The sequence below is a fragment of the Pseudomonas sp. DTU12.1 genome (assembly GCF_009873475.1).
GTDB lineage: Bacteria > Pseudomonadota > Gammaproteobacteria > Pseudomonadales > Pseudomonadaceae > Aquipseudomonas > Aquipseudomonas proteolytica.
In genome coordinates, this window is the sequence record NZ_CP045254.1 from 62909 (window position 1) to 78668 (window position 15760).

The 15760-nt window shown below is 63.0% G+C and carries 17 protein-coding genes; 12 read left to right on the plus strand and 5 right to left on the minus strand.

The window, feature by feature from the left end; genetic code table 11:
• The first annotated feature begins 173 nt into the window (after positions 1-173).
• Together GDV60_RS00305 and GDV60_RS00310 are read left to right on the plus strand one after the other, a co-directional pair.
• Positions 174-578: an acyl-CoA thioesterase gene (locus tag GDV60_RS00305; RefSeq protein ID WP_003176975.1), complete on the plus strand. Its 405-nt coding sequence runs from the start codon at positions 174-176 to the stop codon at positions 576-578.
• 57 nt (positions 579-635) lie between these two features.
• Positions 636-1523: a D-hexose-6-phosphate mutarotase gene (locus GDV60_RS00310; RefSeq protein ID WP_159905945.1), complete on the plus strand. Its 888-nt coding sequence runs from the start codon at positions 636-638 to the stop codon at positions 1521-1523.
• A 114-nt stretch (positions 1524-1637) separates the two neighbouring features.
• On the opposite strand, the gene GDV60_RS00315 is transcribed toward GDV60_RS00310, so the two are convergent.
• The 5 genes from GDV60_RS00315 to GDV60_RS00335 all read right to left on the minus strand — a co-directional run bounded on the left by GDV60_RS00315 (position 1638) and on the right by GDV60_RS00335 (position 5428).
• Positions 1638-2174: a DUF3299 domain-containing protein gene (locus tag GDV60_RS00315; RefSeq protein WP_029289947.1), complete on the minus strand. Its 537-nt coding sequence runs from the start codon at positions 2172-2174 to the stop codon at positions 1638-1640.
• A 78-nt stretch (positions 2175-2252) separates the two neighbouring features.
• Complete coding sequence (locus tag GDV60_RS00320; protein ID WP_029289950.1) at positions 2253-2498, minus strand: GlsB/YeaQ/YmgE family stress response membrane protein; 246 nt, start codon at positions 2496-2498, stop codon at positions 2253-2255.
• Positions 2499-2598: 100 nt separating this feature from the next.
• Entirely contained in the window at positions 2599-3684 is a 1086-nt protein-coding gene (locus GDV60_RS00325) for a 5-(carboxyamino)imidazole ribonucleotide synthase (protein ID WP_029289952.1), read from the minus strand.
• 12 nt (positions 3685-3696) lie between these two features.
• Positions 3697-4188 (minus strand): 5-(carboxyamino)imidazole ribonucleotide mutase, encoded by a 492-nt coding sequence (purE, locus tag GDV60_RS00330; protein ID WP_029289954.1) that lies wholly within the window; start codon positions 4186-4188, stop codon positions 3697-3699.
• A gap of 316 nt (positions 4189-4504) precedes the next feature.
• On the minus strand, positions 4505-5428 hold the full coding sequence (locus GDV60_RS00335; protein WP_029289957.1) for a LysR substrate-binding domain-containing protein: 924 nt from the start codon (positions 5426-5428) through the stop codon (positions 4505-4507).
• 180 nt (positions 5429-5608) lie between these two features.
• Between GDV60_RS00335 and aspA the strand changes: the two genes are divergently transcribed.
• The 10 genes from aspA (at position 5609) to GDV60_RS00385 (ending at position 15756) form a co-directional block, all read left to right on the plus strand.
• On the plus strand, positions 5609-7033 hold the full coding sequence (gene aspA / locus GDV60_RS00340; protein WP_038444539.1) for an aspartate ammonia-lyase: 1425 nt from the start codon (positions 5609-5611) through the stop codon (positions 7031-7033).
• Positions 7034-7581: 548 nt separating this feature from the next.
• Positions 7582-8418: an ABC transporter ATP-binding protein gene (locus tag GDV60_RS00345; RefSeq protein ID WP_050492657.1), complete on the plus strand. Its 837-nt coding sequence runs from the start codon at positions 7582-7584 to the stop codon at positions 8416-8418.
• A 39-nt stretch (positions 8419-8457) separates the two neighbouring features.
• Positions 8458-9450: an ABC transporter substrate-binding protein gene (locus tag GDV60_RS00350; protein ID WP_104911216.1), complete on the plus strand. Its 993-nt coding sequence runs from the start codon at positions 8458-8460 to the stop codon at positions 9448-9450.
• Between the two features lie 28 nt (positions 9451-9478).
• Positions 9479-10252 carry an ABC transporter permease gene (locus GDV60_RS00355; protein ID WP_029289965.1) on the plus strand — a complete coding sequence of 258 codons (774 nt, stop codon included), beginning with the start codon at positions 9479-9481 and terminating at the stop codon, positions 10250-10252.
• On the plus strand, positions 10252-11016 hold the full coding sequence (locus GDV60_RS00360) for an SDR family oxidoreductase (RefSeq protein WP_371923836.1): 765 nt from the start codon (positions 10252-10254) through the stop codon (positions 11014-11016). Before GDV60_RS00355 ends, GDV60_RS00360 begins: the two co-directional genes overlap by 1 nt.
• Positions 11017-11029: 13 nt before the next feature.
• A complete protein-coding gene (locus tag GDV60_RS00365; RefSeq protein ID WP_029289969.1) occupies positions 11030-11569 on the plus strand; it encodes a cupin domain-containing protein in 540 nt (179 codons plus the stop codon).
• A gap of 4 nt (positions 11570-11573) precedes the next feature.
• Positions 11574-12452, plus strand: a complete 879-nt coding sequence (locus tag GDV60_RS00370; RefSeq protein WP_104911218.1) for an alpha/beta fold hydrolase — start codon at positions 11574-11576, stop codon at positions 12450-12452.
• Positions 12449-13282 (plus strand): IclR family transcriptional regulator, encoded by an 834-nt coding sequence (locus GDV60_RS00375; RefSeq protein ID WP_029289973.1) that lies wholly within the window; start codon positions 12449-12451, stop codon positions 13280-13282. Before GDV60_RS00370 ends, GDV60_RS00375 begins: the two co-directional genes overlap by 4 nt.
• Position 13283: 1 nt before the next feature.
• Entirely contained in the window at positions 13284-14081 is a 798-nt protein-coding gene (locus GDV60_RS00380; RefSeq protein ID WP_029289975.1) for an SDR family oxidoreductase, read from the plus strand.
• Entirely contained in the window at positions 14074-15756 is a 1683-nt protein-coding gene (locus GDV60_RS00385) for a thiamine pyrophosphate-binding protein (RefSeq protein ID WP_070996688.1), read from the plus strand. The genes GDV60_RS00380 and GDV60_RS00385 overlap by 8 nt, the downstream gene beginning before the upstream one ends.
• The last annotated feature ends 4 nt before the right edge of the window (positions 15757-15760 follow it).

Consider the following 15760-nt stretch of genomic DNA (forward strand, 5'->3'; position numbering starts at 1 on the left):
GGAAGTTGCGCGAAAACGTCGTTGGCACCGGCCAGCCGATTTCGCAGAGTTTCCCTTCAGGCGCCTTTCGAAAAACGTGACGAACGTAGTATGTTCGGGGCTGAATCGTTTTTCCAAGACGGCTATTCACCGATTACATATTCCAAGAGTCACGGGTCAGAGGCACCCCCGGCATGATCGAACTCGAACAAGAAGATCCTATCCCGCAAGGCGATCTCGCCCTGCAAATCACCGCACTTCCCCGTGAAACCAACGGTTTCGGCGATATTTTCGGCGGCTGGCTGGTCGCGCAGATGGACCTGGCCGGCACGGCAATGGCCAGCAAGGTCGCCGGCGGCCGCGTGGCTACCGTGGCGATCGATCGCATGGCGTTCCTGGTTCCGGTGGCGGTGGGCGCGCAGTTGTCCTTCTACACCCAGGCCCTGGAAATCGGCCGCAGCTCGATCCAGATGATGGTCGAAGTGTGGAGCGATGACCCGCTGTCCAGCGAATGGCGCAAAGTCACCGAGGCGGTGTTTGTGTTCGTCGCCATTGATGGCAGCGGTCGCACCCGCTCGGTTCCGTCACGGGCGCGTTAAACCTCACGGCGGTTTGACGGTCCATTGCCCCATTGCCTGTCATTAAGAGAGCCCTGTATGCCTACGCCCCACGTTGAAACCGTGAAAATGGATGAGCTGGACTGCTGGCGCATCCGCCACAACGGCGCCGAAGTGCTGGTGGCCCAACAGGGTGCGCACGTCTTCAGTTACCAGCCGGCCGACGCAAAACCGGTGATCTGGCCCAACGACAAGGCGGTGTTCAAGCAAGGCAAAGGCATCCGTACCGGCGTGCCGGTGTGCTGGCCGTGGTTTGGTGTATTCGAGCGCAACCCGCAAAGCGTCAAGGCGATGCGCCAGAGCGACCAGCCGGCCGGCGCCCATGGCTTTGCGCGTACCGCCATCTGGACCTTGGTCGGCGTGCAAGACAATCGGGTTGAATTGGCGCTCATTGCGCCAGCGGGCGGTTTCCCTGGCTGGCCGCATCAGGTCGATCTGAACATGAGCCTGCTGCTGGACGAGCAACTGCATATCCGCCTGACCAGCCACAACCGTGGCACCGACACGGTGACGATCAGCCAGGCGCTGCACAGCTACTTCGCCGTCAGCGATGTGCGCAACGTGCAGGTCGAAGGCCTGGATGGGCTGGACTATATCGATACCGCCGACGGTTGGGCGACCAAGAAGCAATCGGGCCTCCTGCACTTCACTGCCGAGACCGACCGCATCTACCTCGACACCCCGGCCCAATTGAACATCGTGGATAACGACTGGCAGCGGCGTATCCAGCTCAACAGCGAAGGGTCGAAATCGACAGTGATCTGGAACCCCTGGACTGAACGCGCCAAGGCTTTCGATGACATGGCCGACGATGGCTGGCAGGGCATGCTGTGCATCGAGACGGCCAATGTGCTGGACGATGCAGTGGCGCTGGCACCGGGTGCGAGCCACACCATGGGCGTGAGCATCGCCAACCTGCCCCTGTAGACCCAATGTGTGCGGGCTTGCCCGCGATAGCGGTGGGTCAGTTAACGAAATGTCGACTGATACACCGCCATCGCGAGCAAGCCCGCTCCCACAGGGGGGGATTTGTGGCGCTGGTTACAGGTCTGACTCCTGCACCACCCGCACCACACCCGCGTCCAGCGCATACGCCGCATCCGCCAGGTCGTTGTTGACCGTCTCCACCTTCAACGTGCCGGTGACCCACAACGGCGTGTAGATATCATCGAGCTTCAAGCCCTTGGGATAGCGCACCAACACCAACTGGTTGGGCGGTGGCGGCGGCACGTGGATGCAAGCGCCCGGGTACGGCACCAGGAAGAACAGGGTACTGCGGCCCTTGGCATCGGTTTCCAGGGGCACCGGATAGCCACCCAGGCGGATGTGCTTGCCATTCATGGCGCCCACGGTCTTGGTCGAATACATCACGGCCGGCAAGCCCTTGCTCTGCTTCAAGCCACCCTTTTCGGTAAAGGTGCCCAGGGCCTCTGGGGAGTTGTGGTCGATATCCGGCATTTGTTCGAGGGCCTTCTGATCCGACTTGGGCATCAGTTCCAGCCAATCGGTTTCCGGCAGCTCAGCGGCGTGGGCCAGGCTTGAACCCAGCAAAAGGACAGTCAACAGGAGGCGGCGCATGAAGGGGCTCGGCAAATAAATACAGTGCCGGCATTCTAGCCCTCTGCGCCTGCGCAGCGCAGAGGGCTTGTCGCTAAATCATTTCTTTTTCAGCAGACCGTAGATCACCAGCAACACAATGGCACCGACCAACGCGCCAATGAAACCCGCGCCCTGGCCTGCCTGGTAGATACCCAGCGCCTGACCGCCATAGGTCGCCGCCAGGGAGCCGGCGATACCCAGCAGGATAGTCATGATCCAGCCCATGCTGTCGTCGCCTGGTTTCAGGAAACGCGCCAGCAGGCCGACGATCAAACCGATAAAGATGGTCCCAATGATACCCATGGCATTTCCCTCTGAATGAAAGTTAGCTGAAGCCTAGTCAGACTTTGGCATCCTGCAATCAGAGGATGGCGGTCACCAATGGTTCCCGCCAGCCCGTGGGTTATTGCGCTGCGATCAGCGCCTGCACCTTGGCAATCTGCGCGTCGAGTGTCGCGCGGTCCTTGCAACGCAAGTTGGCGTGACCGACCTTGCGCCCGACCTTGAAAGCCTTGCCATAGTGATGCAGGTGGCAGTCATCAATCGCAATGACCTGGTCAACCGGCGGCACCACGCCAATGAAGTTGAGCATCGCGCTCTCGCCGACCTTGGCCGTGGAACCCAGTGGCAAGCCCGCTACCGCCCGCAGGTGGTTTTCGAACTGGCTGCACTCAGCGCCTTCGGTGGTCCAGTGCCCGGAGTTGTGCACGCGCGGGGCGATTTCGTTGGCCTTGAGGCCACCGTCGACTTCAAAGAACTCGAACGCCATCACGCCGACATAATCCAGTTGCTTCAATACGCGGCTGGAATAGTCTTCAGCCAGGGCCTGCAACGGGTGATCGGTGCTGGCCACGGACAACTTGAGGATGCCGCTGTCGTGGGTGTTGTGCACCAACGGGTAGAAGCGGGTTTCGCCATCACGGGCGCGTACGGCCACCAGTGAGACTTCGCCGGTGAACGGCACGAAGCCTTCCAGCAGGCAGGCGACGCTGCCCAGCTCGGCGAACGTGCCGACCACATCGGCTTCGGTGCGCAAGACTTTCTGGCCCTTGCCGTCATAACCCAGGGTGCGGGTTTTCAGCACAGCCGGCAGGCCGATGCTGGCGACGGCAGCATCCAGGTCCGCCTGGGACTGGATATCGGCGAACGCCGGGGTCGGAATGCCCAGGTCCTTGAACATGCTCTTTTCGAACCAGCGGTCACGGGCAATGCGCAGCGCTTCGGCGCTTGGGTAAACCGGCACGAATTGCGACAGGAACGCCACGGTTTCAGCCGGCACGCTCTCGAACTCGAAGGTCACCAGGTCGACTTCATCGGCCAGTTGGCGCAAGTGGTCTGGGTCGCTGTAGTCCGCCCGCAGGTGTTCGCCCAGGGCCGCCGCACAGGCGTCCGGCGCCGGATCAAGAAACGCGAAGTTCATCCCCAGCGGAGTGCCCGCCAAGGCCAGCATGCGACCCAGTTGGCCGCCACCGATTACACCGATTTTCATCAATCAACAACCTCAGGCGATGCGTGGGTCTGGATTGTCCAGGACGCTGTCAGTCTGTTCGGCGCGGAATTTCTTCAGGGCCGCGTGGAACTGTGGATGCTTGGCGCCCAGGATACTGGCAGCCAGCAATGCCGCGTTGATCGCACCAGCCTTGCCGATCGCCAGGGTCGCCACCGGAATCCCGGCGGGCATCTGCACGATGGACAACAGCGAATCCACGCCCGAGAGCATCGACGACTGCACCGGCACACCGAGCACCGGCAAGTGGGTCTTGGCCGCACACATGCCCGGCAAGTGGGCGGCGCCACCGGCACCGGCGATAATCACCTCGATGCCACGGGATTCTGCTTCATCGGCATACTGGAACAGCAGGTCTGGCGTGCGGTGGGCAGAGACCACCTTCACTTCAAACGCAATGCCGAGCTTTTCCAGCATATCGGCGGTGTGGCTAAGGGTGGACCAATCGGACTTGGAGCCCATGATCACGCCAACCAATGCACTCATCGTCGTGCCTCTTCTCTCTGGGCGCCCGCAGGCGCGTCAAAAAACAACAAGCCACGCGGGAAATCCGGCGTGGCTTGTTGTACGAATTAAGGCCGGTTGGACCGGCCGAAGGCCGCGCAGTATACCGTAATAATGCAGATAAACAGCCCCTTGGGTGACCATCTGTCTTACACCTCAAACAGGCGGTTTTATTGACTTCCAGGTCAGCGAAAACACCACAAAATACTGTGGGAGCTGGCTTGCCTGCGATAGCGGTGTATCAGCTGACATTTCAGGCACTGACCCTCCGCCATCGCAGGCAAGCCAGCTCCCACATTTAACCGCGCTCAGCCGCCGGGGACTGCGCCGCGCCGCCTTCCAGCTTGCGCCACAACAACCGCACGTTCGCCTTGCGCACCAACGCACAGCGATACAACCGGATCTCCAGCGGCACATGCCACTGCGCCCCGCCGCACACCACCAGTTCACCCCGGGCCAGCTCGGCGCGCACGCTCAACTGTGGCACCCAAGCAATTCCCAATCCTTCCAGGGCCATGCTTTTCAGGCTATCGGCCATCGCGGTTTCGTAAATCGTGGTGAAGCGCAGGGCACGTTGGCGCAAGAGCAGATTGACCGAGCGCCCGAGAAACGCACCCGCACTGTAGGCCAGCAGCGGCACACTGCCCTCGCCCTCCAGGTCAAACAACGGCTTGCCATCGGCATCGGCGGCGCACACCGGGAGCATTTCGGTGTTGCCCAGGTGCAACGACGGGAAAATGTCCGGGTCCATCTGCATCGCCGCATCCGGGTCGTAGAACGCCAGCATCAGGTCGCACCCGCCTTCGCGAAGGGCATGCACGGCGTCGCCGACGTTGGTGGCCACCAGACGTGTGGCGATGTTCAGCCCTTCGTTGCGCAATTGCGCGATCCAGCGTGGGAAAAAGCCCAACGCCAGGGAGTGAGCGGCAGCCACTTGCATGACTTCGCCCTGGCCACCTTCCAAATGATGCAAATGGCGCAGTACTTCGCCCAATTGCTCGACCACCGTGCGCGCGGTGACCAAAAACAACTGCCCCGCCGCGGTCAGTTCGACGGGCGTGCGTGAACGGTTGACCAACGTCAGCCCCAGGGCCGCCTCGAGGCTGCGGATGCGTCGACTGAAGGCCGGCTGGGTGACGAAGCGCCGCTCCGCTGCCTGGGAGAAGCTGCGGGTGGCCGCCAGGGCGCTAAAGTCTTCCAGCCATTTGCTTTCAAGGTTCATCTGATTCTCCAGGGCATGCACCATTTTGGCACACACGCCCGCCATGATAACCGGGTCACATCAACATTATGCCGTTTGTGCATAGGCCAGTGCTTAATAGCATTGGCCCAAAAACTCCCACAAGCCTAGCATTCACAGCGTTCCGGCCTAGCCCGGGTCCATATCGAGATGATTTCCGTCATGTCCTCCGCTGCATCATTCCGCACAGAAAAAGACCTGCTTGGCGTACTTGAAGTACCTGCTCAAGCGTATTACGGCATCCAGACCCTGCGAGCTGTGAATAACTTCCGTCTCTCCGGCGTTCCGATTTCGCATTACCCGAAATTGGTGGTCGGTCTGGCAATGGTCAAGCAAGCCGCCGCAGATGCCAACCGCGAGTTGGGCCAGCTCAGCGAAGCCAAGCACGCTGCCATCAGCGAAGCCTGCGCCCGCCTGATCCGCGGTGACTTCCACGAAGAGTTCGTGGTGGACATGATTCAAGGCGGCGCTGGCACTTCAACCAACATGAATGCCAACGAAGTCATCGCCAACATCGCGTTGGAGGCCATGGGCCACAACAAGGGCGAATACCAATACCTGCACCCCAACAACGACGTGAACATGGCGCAGTCGACCAACGACGCCTACCCGACCGCGATCCGCCTGGGTCTGCTGTTGGGCCATGACGCGCTGCTGGCCAGCCTCGACAGCCTGATCCAGGCGTTCGCCGCCAAAGGTGTCGAGTTCGGCCACGTCCTGAAAATGGGCCGCACCCAACTGCAAGACGCCGTGCCGATGACCCTCGGCCAGGAATTCCGCGCCTTCGCCACCACCCTGGGTGAAGACCTGGCACGCCTCAAAACCCTGGCTCCGGAGCTGCTGACCGAAGTCAACCTGGGCGGCACCGCCATCGGTACCGGCATCAACGCCGACCCGCGCTACCAGGCCCTGGCCGTACAACGCCTGGCCACCATCAGCGGCCAGCCGCTGGTACCGGCGGCCGACCTGATCGAAGCCACCTCCGACATGGGCGCTTTCGTGCTGTTCTCCGGCATGCTCAAGCGTACCGCGGTGAAGCTGTCGAAGATCTGCAACGACCTGCGCCTGCTGTCCAGCGGCCCACGTACCGGGATCAACGAGATCAACCTGCCAGCGCGTCAGCCAGGCAGCTCGATCATGCCCGGCAAGGTCAACCCGGTGATCCCGGAAGCCGTGAACCAGGTAGCGTTCCAGGTCATCGGTAACGACCTGGCCCTGACCATGGCGGCCGAAGGCGGCCAGCTGCAACTGAACGTGATGGAGCCGCTGATCGCTTTCAAGATCTTCGACTCGATCCGCCTGCTGCAACGCGCCATGGACATGCTGCGCGAGCACTGCATCGTCGGCATCACCGCCAACGAAGCCCGCTGCCGCGAACTGGTGGAGCACTCCATCGGCCTGGTCACTGCGCTGAACCCGTACATCGGCTATGAAAACGCCACCCGCATCGCGCGTATCGCCCTTGAAAGCGGCCGCGGCGTGCTGGAGCTGGTGCGCGAAGAAGGCTTGCTCGACGACGCCATGCTCGACGACATCCTGCGCCCAGAAAACATGATTGCCCCGCGTCTGGTGCCTTTGAAGGCCTGAACGCATGTAGCACCGCTCACCAGGTTGAGGGACTAGACACCTCTCACCCTTTTGAGGGCTTGAAGACTTGCTCTTCAGGCCCTTTTTTTTGCCTTTTTTAACGCCTGCCCCCTGTAGGAGCGAGCTTGGCTCCGGGCGGCGTTCCGACGAAAAACCCGAGACCGCCGCGCTTATCCAGGAAGCCCGCGTTTTCGTTAACGTTCTTCGCGAGCAAGCTCGCTCCTACAACTACCTATATAGAAACGCACAGCTGCGTTTTATATATAAAACAAATAAGCCCCTTCGTAACTTCTCCGCGTTACCCGAAAAAGCACCGAGTTCTCGCAACTTCCCAAAACATGCCCGGGCAGTGTGCAATTTCGTGCCATATAAGAACCAACGTTTCATATATGAAACATTAAGCCTGCAACTATTTATATCCAAACAACTGATATCAAAAGACATTTACTAAAAAACTGTAGGAAATAACCCCCTGGCATTGTTCATGCACTAAACGGCGTATCACCTATAAAACAGACCAGAGAACCTACCTGATGGCTGTGAAAGAGATGTACGCCGTGACGCCCCAATGGAATAACCCCGCTCTCAAGGAAGAGCTGGAGCCGACTGAAATTGAATTTCGCAATGTCGGTAAATGTTTCCCGGCCAAGGGTAAAGCGGACGCGCCCTTCGCCATTCGCGAGGTGAACTTCAAGATTCGCCGGGGTGAAGTGGTGTCGATCATCGGCCCATCCGGTTGTGGCAAGAGCACCATTTTGAATATGGGCTCGGGCCTGTACCGGCCCAGCGAAGGTGAAGTGTTCGTCGGTGGCGAGCCGGTCACCGGGCCCGTGCCGCAGGTCGCGTTCATGTTGCAAAAGGATCTGCTGATGCCTTGGCGCAGCATCCGCCGCAACGTGGAGCTGGGCCTGGAGATCCAGGGCGTGCCCGCCGCCACCCGGCAGAAGGTGGCCCTGGACCTGCTCGACCGCTGCCACCTCAACGGTTACGCCGATCACTACCCGTTCCAGCTCTCCGGCGGCATGCGCCAGCGCGCCGCCCTGGCTCGCACCCTGGCCATCGACCCACAGGTGCTGTTCCTCGACGAGCCGTTTTCGGCCCTCGATGCCCAGACCAAGATGATCCTGCAACAGGACATGGCACGGATGCTGTTCGACGAAAAGAAGACCGCCCTGTTCATCACCCATGACCTGATCGAAGGCATCGCCATGTCTGACCGCTTGCTGGTCATGAGCGCGCGCCCCGGCACGATCATCGAAGAAATCAGCATTGACCTGCCGTTTCGCGACAACCCCCTGGAGCGCCGCAAGCTGCCGGAAATCGGCCCGCTGGTAGGCCGCCTGATGGAGTTGCTCCAGGTCGGCGCCGACACCGAACTGCACTGATCACCGCCCTTGCGGCCCCCAACCGATTCAGGAGTTCCCATGCTCAAGTCTCTGTTTCAACGTCTTTGCGCCCTCAGCCTGGGCCTCGGTATGGCCTGCGCCGCCCAGGCACAGCCGACCAAGGTCACTTACCTGCTGCCGGCGCCGCCCAACTCGCCCGCGTTCGCACCGTGGATCATCGCCAAAGAAAAGGGCTACTACACGGCCCAGAACCTGGACCTGACCTTTATCGCCGCCAAAGGTGGCGTGGACGTGGCCAAGCAGATCGGCGCCGGTAACGCGCTGATCGGCGGCGCCATCGGTGACACGCCGATCGTGGTGCGGGCCAATGGCATCCCGGTGCGCGCCGTGGCGGTGCTGGGTGACGGCGGGGTGACGATGATCGCCACCAATGCCAAGGACAACATCAACAGCATCAGCGACCTCAAGGGCAAGACCATGACGGTGATGTCGTACTCCGACACCACTTACTACGCCCTGCTCGCCTCGCTGCGCAAAGCCGGGCTGGGCAAGAACGACGTGGACATCCAGGCCGCCGGCCCCGCCGGGGTCTGGCAGCTGTTCTCCGCCAACAAGGCCCAGGCCATGGCCGGCGTACCGGACTGGGTGATCAATGCCCAGGAAGCCGGGGTGCAGATCAAGCTGATCCCCCAGGACCAGATCTTCGAAAGCATGGCCCAGGCGATTCTCGCCTCGGACGACGCCATCAAGAACCAGCCCCAGGTTGTGCGTGGCGTGGTGCAGGGCACCCTGCAAGGCATGCGCGACATCATCCAGGACCCGCGCGCCGCCGCCGTGACCTTCGCCAAGGCGGTACCGGCCTACGCCGGCAAGGAAGACTCGCTGGAGAAGATCTTCAAGCTCTACGTCGAACACGTCTACGCCAAGCAAGCCGTGCTCGGCCACATCGATCCGGAGCATCTGGACAAGGTGCGCCAGTTCTATGTCAGCGAAGGCATCGTCACCCAGGCGACCCCGCTTGAAGAGCTCTTCACCAACCAATTCGTCGACAGCCCGGTCGCCGCACAGTGAAGCACCGGGACATTGAGGTACGCACACGATGAAAAACAACAACTCCGTGCTCGGTAGCGTCGCGCTGCTGATCCTGTTCCTGGTGCTGTGGCAATGGGGTCCGGGCCTGCTCGGCATGCCCGAGTTCGTCATGCCCAAACTCAGCCGCGTGGCCCAGGAAAGCCTGGTGATGTGGCAAACCGGCGGCCTGCTGCAACACACCCTGATCACCGCCCTGGAGATCGTCGTCGGCTTCGCCCTCGGCGCCCTGCTGGGGGTGATGATCGGCGTATCACTGGGCCTGTCGCCGGCCGCCGAAGCCATGTTGTCGCCGTACATCCTGGCGTTGCAGATCGCCCCCAAAGTCGCCTTTGCGCCGCTGTTCGTGATGTGGCTGGGCTACACCATCTACCCGAAGATCCTGATCGCCATCCTGATTGTGTTTTTCCCGGTGATGATCAACGTGCTCTCGGCGATCCGCACCGTCGACCCGGACATGATCAACCTGGTACGCACCATGAACGCCAGCCGCTGGCAGATCTTCCGCCTGGTGGAGTTCCCGTCGGCCATGGCCGCACTGTTTTCCGGCCTGCGTATCGCCTCGACCCTGGCGGTGATTGGCGTCACCGTCGGTGAGTTGGTGGGCGGCAACCAGGGCCTGGGCTTCTTGCTGGTGGACGCCGAGGGCCAGGGCAACACCGCCGGTGTGTTCGTCGCCATTGTGGCGCTGACCCTGATTGGGGTGATCGCCTACGGTGCGGTGGTGTGGGCGGAAAAACGCGTCCTGCACTACATGCCCAAAGCCATGTTGAGCACTCAATGATGAGCGGCCATGACCTTTTGCTTGCAGGCCGCCGCGTGCTGGTCACCGGCGGTGCCCGTGGCCTGGGCTATGCCTTTGCCCAGGCCATCGGCCAGGCCGGCGCCCGCGTGGTGATCGCCGATGTGCTGCACGAACGTGTGCAGCAGGCCGCCGCCGAATTACGGGCGCTGGGCCTTGACGTACAGGCCGTGACGGTGGACCTGGCGCAACCCGCATCGATCCAAGCCTGTATCGACGCGACGATCAGCCTGCTCGGCGGCCTCGACGGCCTGGTCAACAACGCCTCGATCACCAACTCCGGCGGCAAGAGCTGCGAAGAGCTGAGCATCGACACCTGGGACCAGGTGATGCAAGTCAACGTGCGCGGCACCTGGCTGATGACCACCGCCTGCCTGCCGGCCCTGCGCGCCAGCGGCCAGGGCGCCATCGTCAACCTGGCCTCGGACACCCCGCTGTGGGGCGCGCCGAACCTGTTGGCGTATGTCGCCAGCAAAGGCGCAATCATCGCCATGACCCGCAGCCTGGCGCGGGAACTGGGCAGCGACAACATCACCGTCAACGCCATCGCCCCCGGCCTGGTGCTGGTGGAAGCCACCGCCTACGTGCCCGAGGCGCGCCACCGTTTGTACAACGACCAGCGGGCCCTGCAGCGCCCGCAATTGCCCGAAGACGTCAGCGGCGCCGTGCTGTTCGCGCTGTCCGACCTTGCCCGCTTTATCACTGGACAAACCCTGCCGGTCAACGGCGGGTTCGTCATGCCTTGATCTGGAGACTGTCATGACTGATCTATCTGCCCAAAACGACACCCCAAAAAGCTGGGATCGCCCTGCCGGCGCCAGCCTGGAAAGCTGGATGAGCACGCGTATCGCCCGCTACGAGACGCGCAAGTACGACTGGGATGCGCTGAAGTTCCAGGCCGACTACGACCCCAAGTTCCGCCGCGCGCAAATGCGCTACATCGGCACCGGCGGTACCGGCATCAGCACCGACATGAACACCATCCCGTCGGAGCACTTCACCTTTTCCACCATGGTCATCCCGGCCGGCCACGAAGGCCCGCCACACCTGCACATTGACGTCGAAGAAGTGTTCTTCGTGCTGCGCGGCAAACTCAAAGTGGTGCTGGAAAAGGACGGCGAACGCTTCGAAACCATCCTCACCGACCGTGACGTGATTTCCGTGCCGCCTGGCGTGTACCGCGAAGAGATCAACATCGGCGACGAAGACGCGCTGATGTGCGTGATGCTCGGCGCGAAAAAGCCGATCACCCCGACCTATCCGCCAGAGCACCCTCTGGCCTCTATCAAGCGCGGGTAAGCCCATGTTGCCAGGACTCACTCAAGCCGCGCCGACGGCCCACCTGCAAGCCCAACTGCAGCGCGATTTCCCCCAGCAGCTGGTCGCCTCAGCAGGTGGCCAGCAGGCCCTGCGTGTCTGTGGCACGGGGCCTGCGGTGGTGTTGCTGCACGGCATCGGCTCCGGGGCGGCGTCCTGGCTGCAGGTGGCACAGCATCTGGCGGCCCAGGCTCGGGTCATCGCCTGGGATGCACCGGGTTATGGCGACTCCAGCCCCCTGGAGTCGCAAGTGCCCAAGGCCGAGCAATACGCCGCGCGCCTGGTGCAGATGCTCGATGCGCTGCAGGTGGATGAGTGCGTGCTGGTCGGCCATTCCCTGGGCGCGCTGACCGCCCTGGCATTGGCCCGCAGTGCCCAGGCCAAACGCGTGAGCCGCCTGGTGCTGATCAGCCCCGCTCGCGGCTATGGCGCGCCCGAACGTAGCCCGCAGCGCCAGCAAGTACGCCAGCAACGCCTGGACAACCTGCAACGCCTGGGCATCGCCGGGCTGGCCGCACAACGCAGCGCGCACATGCTGTCACCCCGTGCCCAGCCCGAAGCACTGGCCTGGGTCCACTGGAACATGGCGCGCCTCAACCCGCTGGGTTATCGCCAGGCCATCGAATTGCTGTGCGGCGACGACCTGCTGCGCCACGGCCAACCAGCGATGCCCTGCGACGTGCATTGCGGCGAAGCCGACGCCATCACCACCCCCGACACCTGCCTGGGCGTGGCCAAGGCCCTGGGTGCCAGCTTCAACCTGATCGCCGACGCAGGCCATGCCAGCCCCATCGAACAACCGCTGGTGGTTGCCGGTCGCCTGGCCTACGCCCTCAAACAATCCCTGACAGGTAGAACCTTATGAACGACTCAGATCTGCTGAAGGATGCCCAGGACAAATACATCGTGCCGGGCCTGGAGCGCGGCTTGCTGCTGCTCTGCGAGTTCAGCCGGCGCAACCGCACCCTGACGGCGCCGGAGCTGGCACGGCGCCTGGCGCTGCCGCGCTCGACCATCTTCCGCCTGCTGACCACCCTGGAAACCATGGGCTTCGTCACCCGCAGCGGCAACGAATACCGCCTGGGCATGTCGGTGCTGCGCCTGGGCTTCGAGTACCTCGCGTCGCTGGAGCTGACCGAGCTGGGGCAGCCACTTCTGGCGCGGTTGTGCGACCGGGTGAACTACCCCAGCAACCTGGTGGTGCGCGACGGACGTTCCATCGTGTACGTGGCCAAGGTCTCGCCGCCTTCGGTGTTCTCCAATGCGGTCAACGTCGGCACCCGGTTGCCGGCCCATGCCACGGTGCTGGGGCGCATCCTCCTCGAAGACCTGTCCCTGGCCGAACTGCGCGAGCTGTACCCCGAGGAGCATCTGGAACAGCACTCCCATTGCACACCCAAAACCGTGATGGAGCTGTTCGACTTGCTCCAGGCCGACCGCCAACGCGGTTTTGTCAGCGGCGAAGGATTCTTTGAGTCGGCGATTTCCACAGTCGCCGCCCCCGTACGCGACCAGAGCGGCGACATCGTGGCAGCCCTTGGCGTGACCATCCCCACCACGCAAATCGGTCATGTGAATTTTGAAGAGCTGTTGACCCAGGTCCGGCGCAGCGCCGACGAGTTGTCGCGCCTGCTCAACTACAACGGCGGCGCCCACAGCGGCCAGCCCCGCGTCACTGCCTTGATGAGAGATTGAGATGAGCCTTTATCCATTGCAGGGCCGCACCGCAATCGTCACCGGAGGCTCCTCGGGCATTGGCCTGGCGTGCGTCGAACTGCTGCTGGAAGCCGGCGCCAGCGTCGCGTTCTGCGGCCGCGATGCAGAGCGCCTGCAACGCGCCGAAAACGACCTGCGCCAGCGTTTCCCCCAAGGCCAACTGCTGGCCCAGGTGTGCGATGTGCTCGATGGCGAAGCGGTCAACGCCTTTGCCAGCGCCAGCCAGGCCGCGCTTGGCGCCGCCAGCGTACTGATCAACAACGCCGGGCAAGGCCGGGTCTCGACCTTTGCCGACACCACCGACAGCGCCTGGACCGAAGAACTGAACCTGAAGTTTTTTTCGGTGATCAACCCGGTCCGTGCCTTCAAGCCCCAACTGCAAAACCAGGCCGACGCCGCCATCGTCTGCGTCAACTCACTGCTGGCCAGCCAGCCGGAGCCGCACATGGTCGCCACCTCGGCCGCCCGCGCCGGGATCAAGAACCTGGTGCGCTCGATGGCTACCGAATTCGCCCCCCAGGGCATCCGCGTCAACGGCATCCTGATTGGCCTGGTGGAATCCGGGCAATGGCGCCGGCGCTTCGAAGCGCGTGAAGAACGCGACCTCGACTGGGCGCAATGGACCGCCCGCCTGGCCCAACAAAAACATATTCCCCTGGGGCGCCTGGGCCTGCCGCTTGAAGCGGCCCGCGCGATCCTGTTTCTGGCCTCGCCTCTGTCGGCTTACACCACAGGCAGCCATATCGATGTATCCGGAGGCCTGTCCCGCCATGCGTAATGAAAACACTGTCACCGTGGGCGCTGCCATCACCGCCTTCCTCGAACAATGCGACGTCAAGGCCGCATTTGGCGTGATCTCGATCCACAACATGCCAATCCTCGATGCCTTCGCCGTGCGCGGCAACATCCGCTTTGTCATGGCCCGGGGTGAAGCCGGCGCCGCCAACATGGCCGATGCCTATGCCCGCACCACCGGAGGTCTGGGCGTGTGCCTGACTTCCACCGGCACCGCCGCCGGCAATGCCGCTGGCGCCATGGTCGAAGCACAGACCGCCGGCACGCCGCTGCTGCACATCACCGGGCAGATCGAGACGCCGTACCTGGACCAGGAGCTGGCCTATATCCACGAAGCCCGCGACCAGTTGAACATGCTCAAGGCGGTGTCCAAGGCCGCCTTCCGCGTGCGCAGCGTCGAGACCGCCATCAGCACCCTCAAGCTCGCGGTGCAGACTGCCCTCACCGCGCCCACCGGCCCGGTCAGCGTCGAGATCCCGATCGACATCCAGTCGACCTTTATCCCGATGCCCACCGACCTGTCGCCGCTGCCGATCCCGGTCGCCGTGCCGCCGCCGGAAGCCCTCGACCTGGTGGCCGCGCGCCTGGCCAATGCCAAGCGCCCAATGCTCTGGCTCGGTGGCGGCGCACGGCATGCCGGGCCGCAGGTCAAACGCCTGCTGGCGATGGGTGTGGGCGTGATCACGTCGACCCAGGGCCGTGGCGTGGTCAATGAAGACGACGAGCGTTGCCTGGGGGCCTTTTCGCAAAACAAGCGGGTCGAGCAGTTCCTGCAAACCTGCGATGCCCTGCTGATCGCCGGCTCACGCCTGCGCAGCAACGAGACCTTCAAGTACGCGCTCAAGCTGCCGCAGAACACCCTGCGCATCGACGCCAACCCGGCCATCGAAGGCCGCAGCTATGCCAGCGAACTGTTTATCTGCGGCGATGCAGCCCTGGCCCTGGCCGGCTTGGCTGATCGCCTGGAAGGCCGCCTGCACACCGACCCGCAGTTTCTCAGCGAACTCAAGGCCGTGCGCGAGCAGTCGCGCAGCCAACTGGTGGCGGACCTGGGACCGTACTCGGCGATGGTCGAGCAATTGCAGGCGAGCACCGGGCGCAACTTCTCCTGGGTGCGCGATGTGACCCTGTCCAACAGCATCTGGGGCAACCGCCTGCTCAACCTGTACCACCCGCGCGCCGGGGTGCACGCCCTCGGTGGCGGGATCGGCCAGGGTTTGGCGATGGGTATCGGTGCGGCCGTGGCAGCGGCTGAAACCGCGCCCGAGCGCAAGGTGTTTGCCTTGGCGGGCGACGGCGGGTTCATCCTCAACCTCGGTGAGCTGGCGACCCTGGTGCAGGAGCGCGCCAACCTGGTGATCCTGCTGATGAACGACCAGCGCTACGGGGTGATCCGCAATATCCAGGACGCGGTCTACGGCAGCCGCCATTGCTACGTCGACCTGCACACCCCGGACTACACCAAGCTCGCCGAATCCATGGGCCTGCGCCACGGCCTGGTCACCGACCTCAAGGACTTCGGCAAGGTGGTCGACAGCGCCCTGAGCCAGCCCGGCCCGTTCCTGCTGGAAGTGGACATGCTCAGCGTGGGCAACTTCGCCACCCAGTTCGCCGGCCCGCCCAACAGCGAAACCAAAGCCCAGAAGGCCACCGCCTGAGGAT

Bases quoted from the DNA above. Each gene is read 5' to 3' on its own strand.
- GDV60_RS00305 (WP_003176975.1), top strand. From the start codon at position 174: ATGATCGAACTCGAACAAGAAGATCCTATCCCGCAAGGCGATCTCGCC.
- GDV60_RS00310 (WP_159905945.1), top strand. From the start codon at position 636: ATGCCTACGCCCCACGTTGAAACCGTGAAAATGGATGAGCTGGACTGC.
- GDV60_RS00315 (WP_029289947.1), bottom strand. From the start codon at position 2,174: ATGCGCCGCCTCCTGTTGACTGTCCTTTTGCTGGGTTCAAGCCTGGCC.
- GDV60_RS00320 (WP_029289950.1), bottom strand. From the start codon at position 2,498: ATGGGTATCATTGGGACCATCTTTATCGGTTTGATCGTCGGCCTGCTG.
- GDV60_RS00325 (WP_029289952.1), bottom strand. From the start codon at position 3,684: ATGAAAATCGGTGTAATCGGTGGCGGCCAACTGGGTCGCATGCTGGCC.
- purE (WP_029289954.1), bottom strand. From the start codon at position 4,188: ATGAGTGCATTGGTTGGCGTGATCATGGGCTCCAAGTCCGATTGGTCC.
- GDV60_RS00335 (WP_029289957.1), bottom strand. From the start codon at position 5,428: ATGAACCTTGAAAGCAAATGGCTGGAAGACTTTAGCGCCCTGGCGGCC.
- aspA (WP_038444539.1), top strand. From the start codon at position 5,609: ATGTCCTCCGCTGCATCATTCCGCACAGAAAAAGACCTGCTTGGCGTA.
- GDV60_RS00345 (WP_050492657.1), top strand. From the start codon at position 7,582: ATGTACGCCGTGACGCCCCAATGGAATAACCCCGCTCTCAAGGAAGAG.
- GDV60_RS00350 (WP_104911216.1), top strand. From the start codon at position 8,458: ATGCTCAAGTCTCTGTTTCAACGTCTTTGCGCCCTCAGCCTGGGCCTC.
- GDV60_RS00355 (WP_029289965.1), top strand. From the start codon at position 9,479: ATGAAAAACAACAACTCCGTGCTCGGTAGCGTCGCGCTGCTGATCCTG.
- GDV60_RS00360 (WP_371923836.1), top strand. From the start codon at position 10,252: ATGAGCGGCCATGACCTTTTGCTTGCAGGCCGCCGCGTGCTGGTCACC.
- GDV60_RS00365 (WP_029289969.1), top strand. From the start codon at position 11,030: ATGACTGATCTATCTGCCCAAAACGACACCCCAAAAAGCTGGGATCGC.
- GDV60_RS00370 (WP_104911218.1), top strand. From the start codon at position 11,574: ATGTTGCCAGGACTCACTCAAGCCGCGCCGACGGCCCACCTGCAAGCC.
- GDV60_RS00375 (WP_029289973.1), top strand. From the start codon at position 12,449: ATGAACGACTCAGATCTGCTGAAGGATGCCCAGGACAAATACATCGTG.
- GDV60_RS00380 (WP_029289975.1), top strand. From the start codon at position 13,284: ATGAGCCTTTATCCATTGCAGGGCCGCACCGCAATCGTCACCGGAGGC.
- GDV60_RS00385 (WP_070996688.1), top strand. From the start codon at position 14,074: ATGCGTAATGAAAACACTGTCACCGTGGGCGCTGCCATCACCGCCTTC.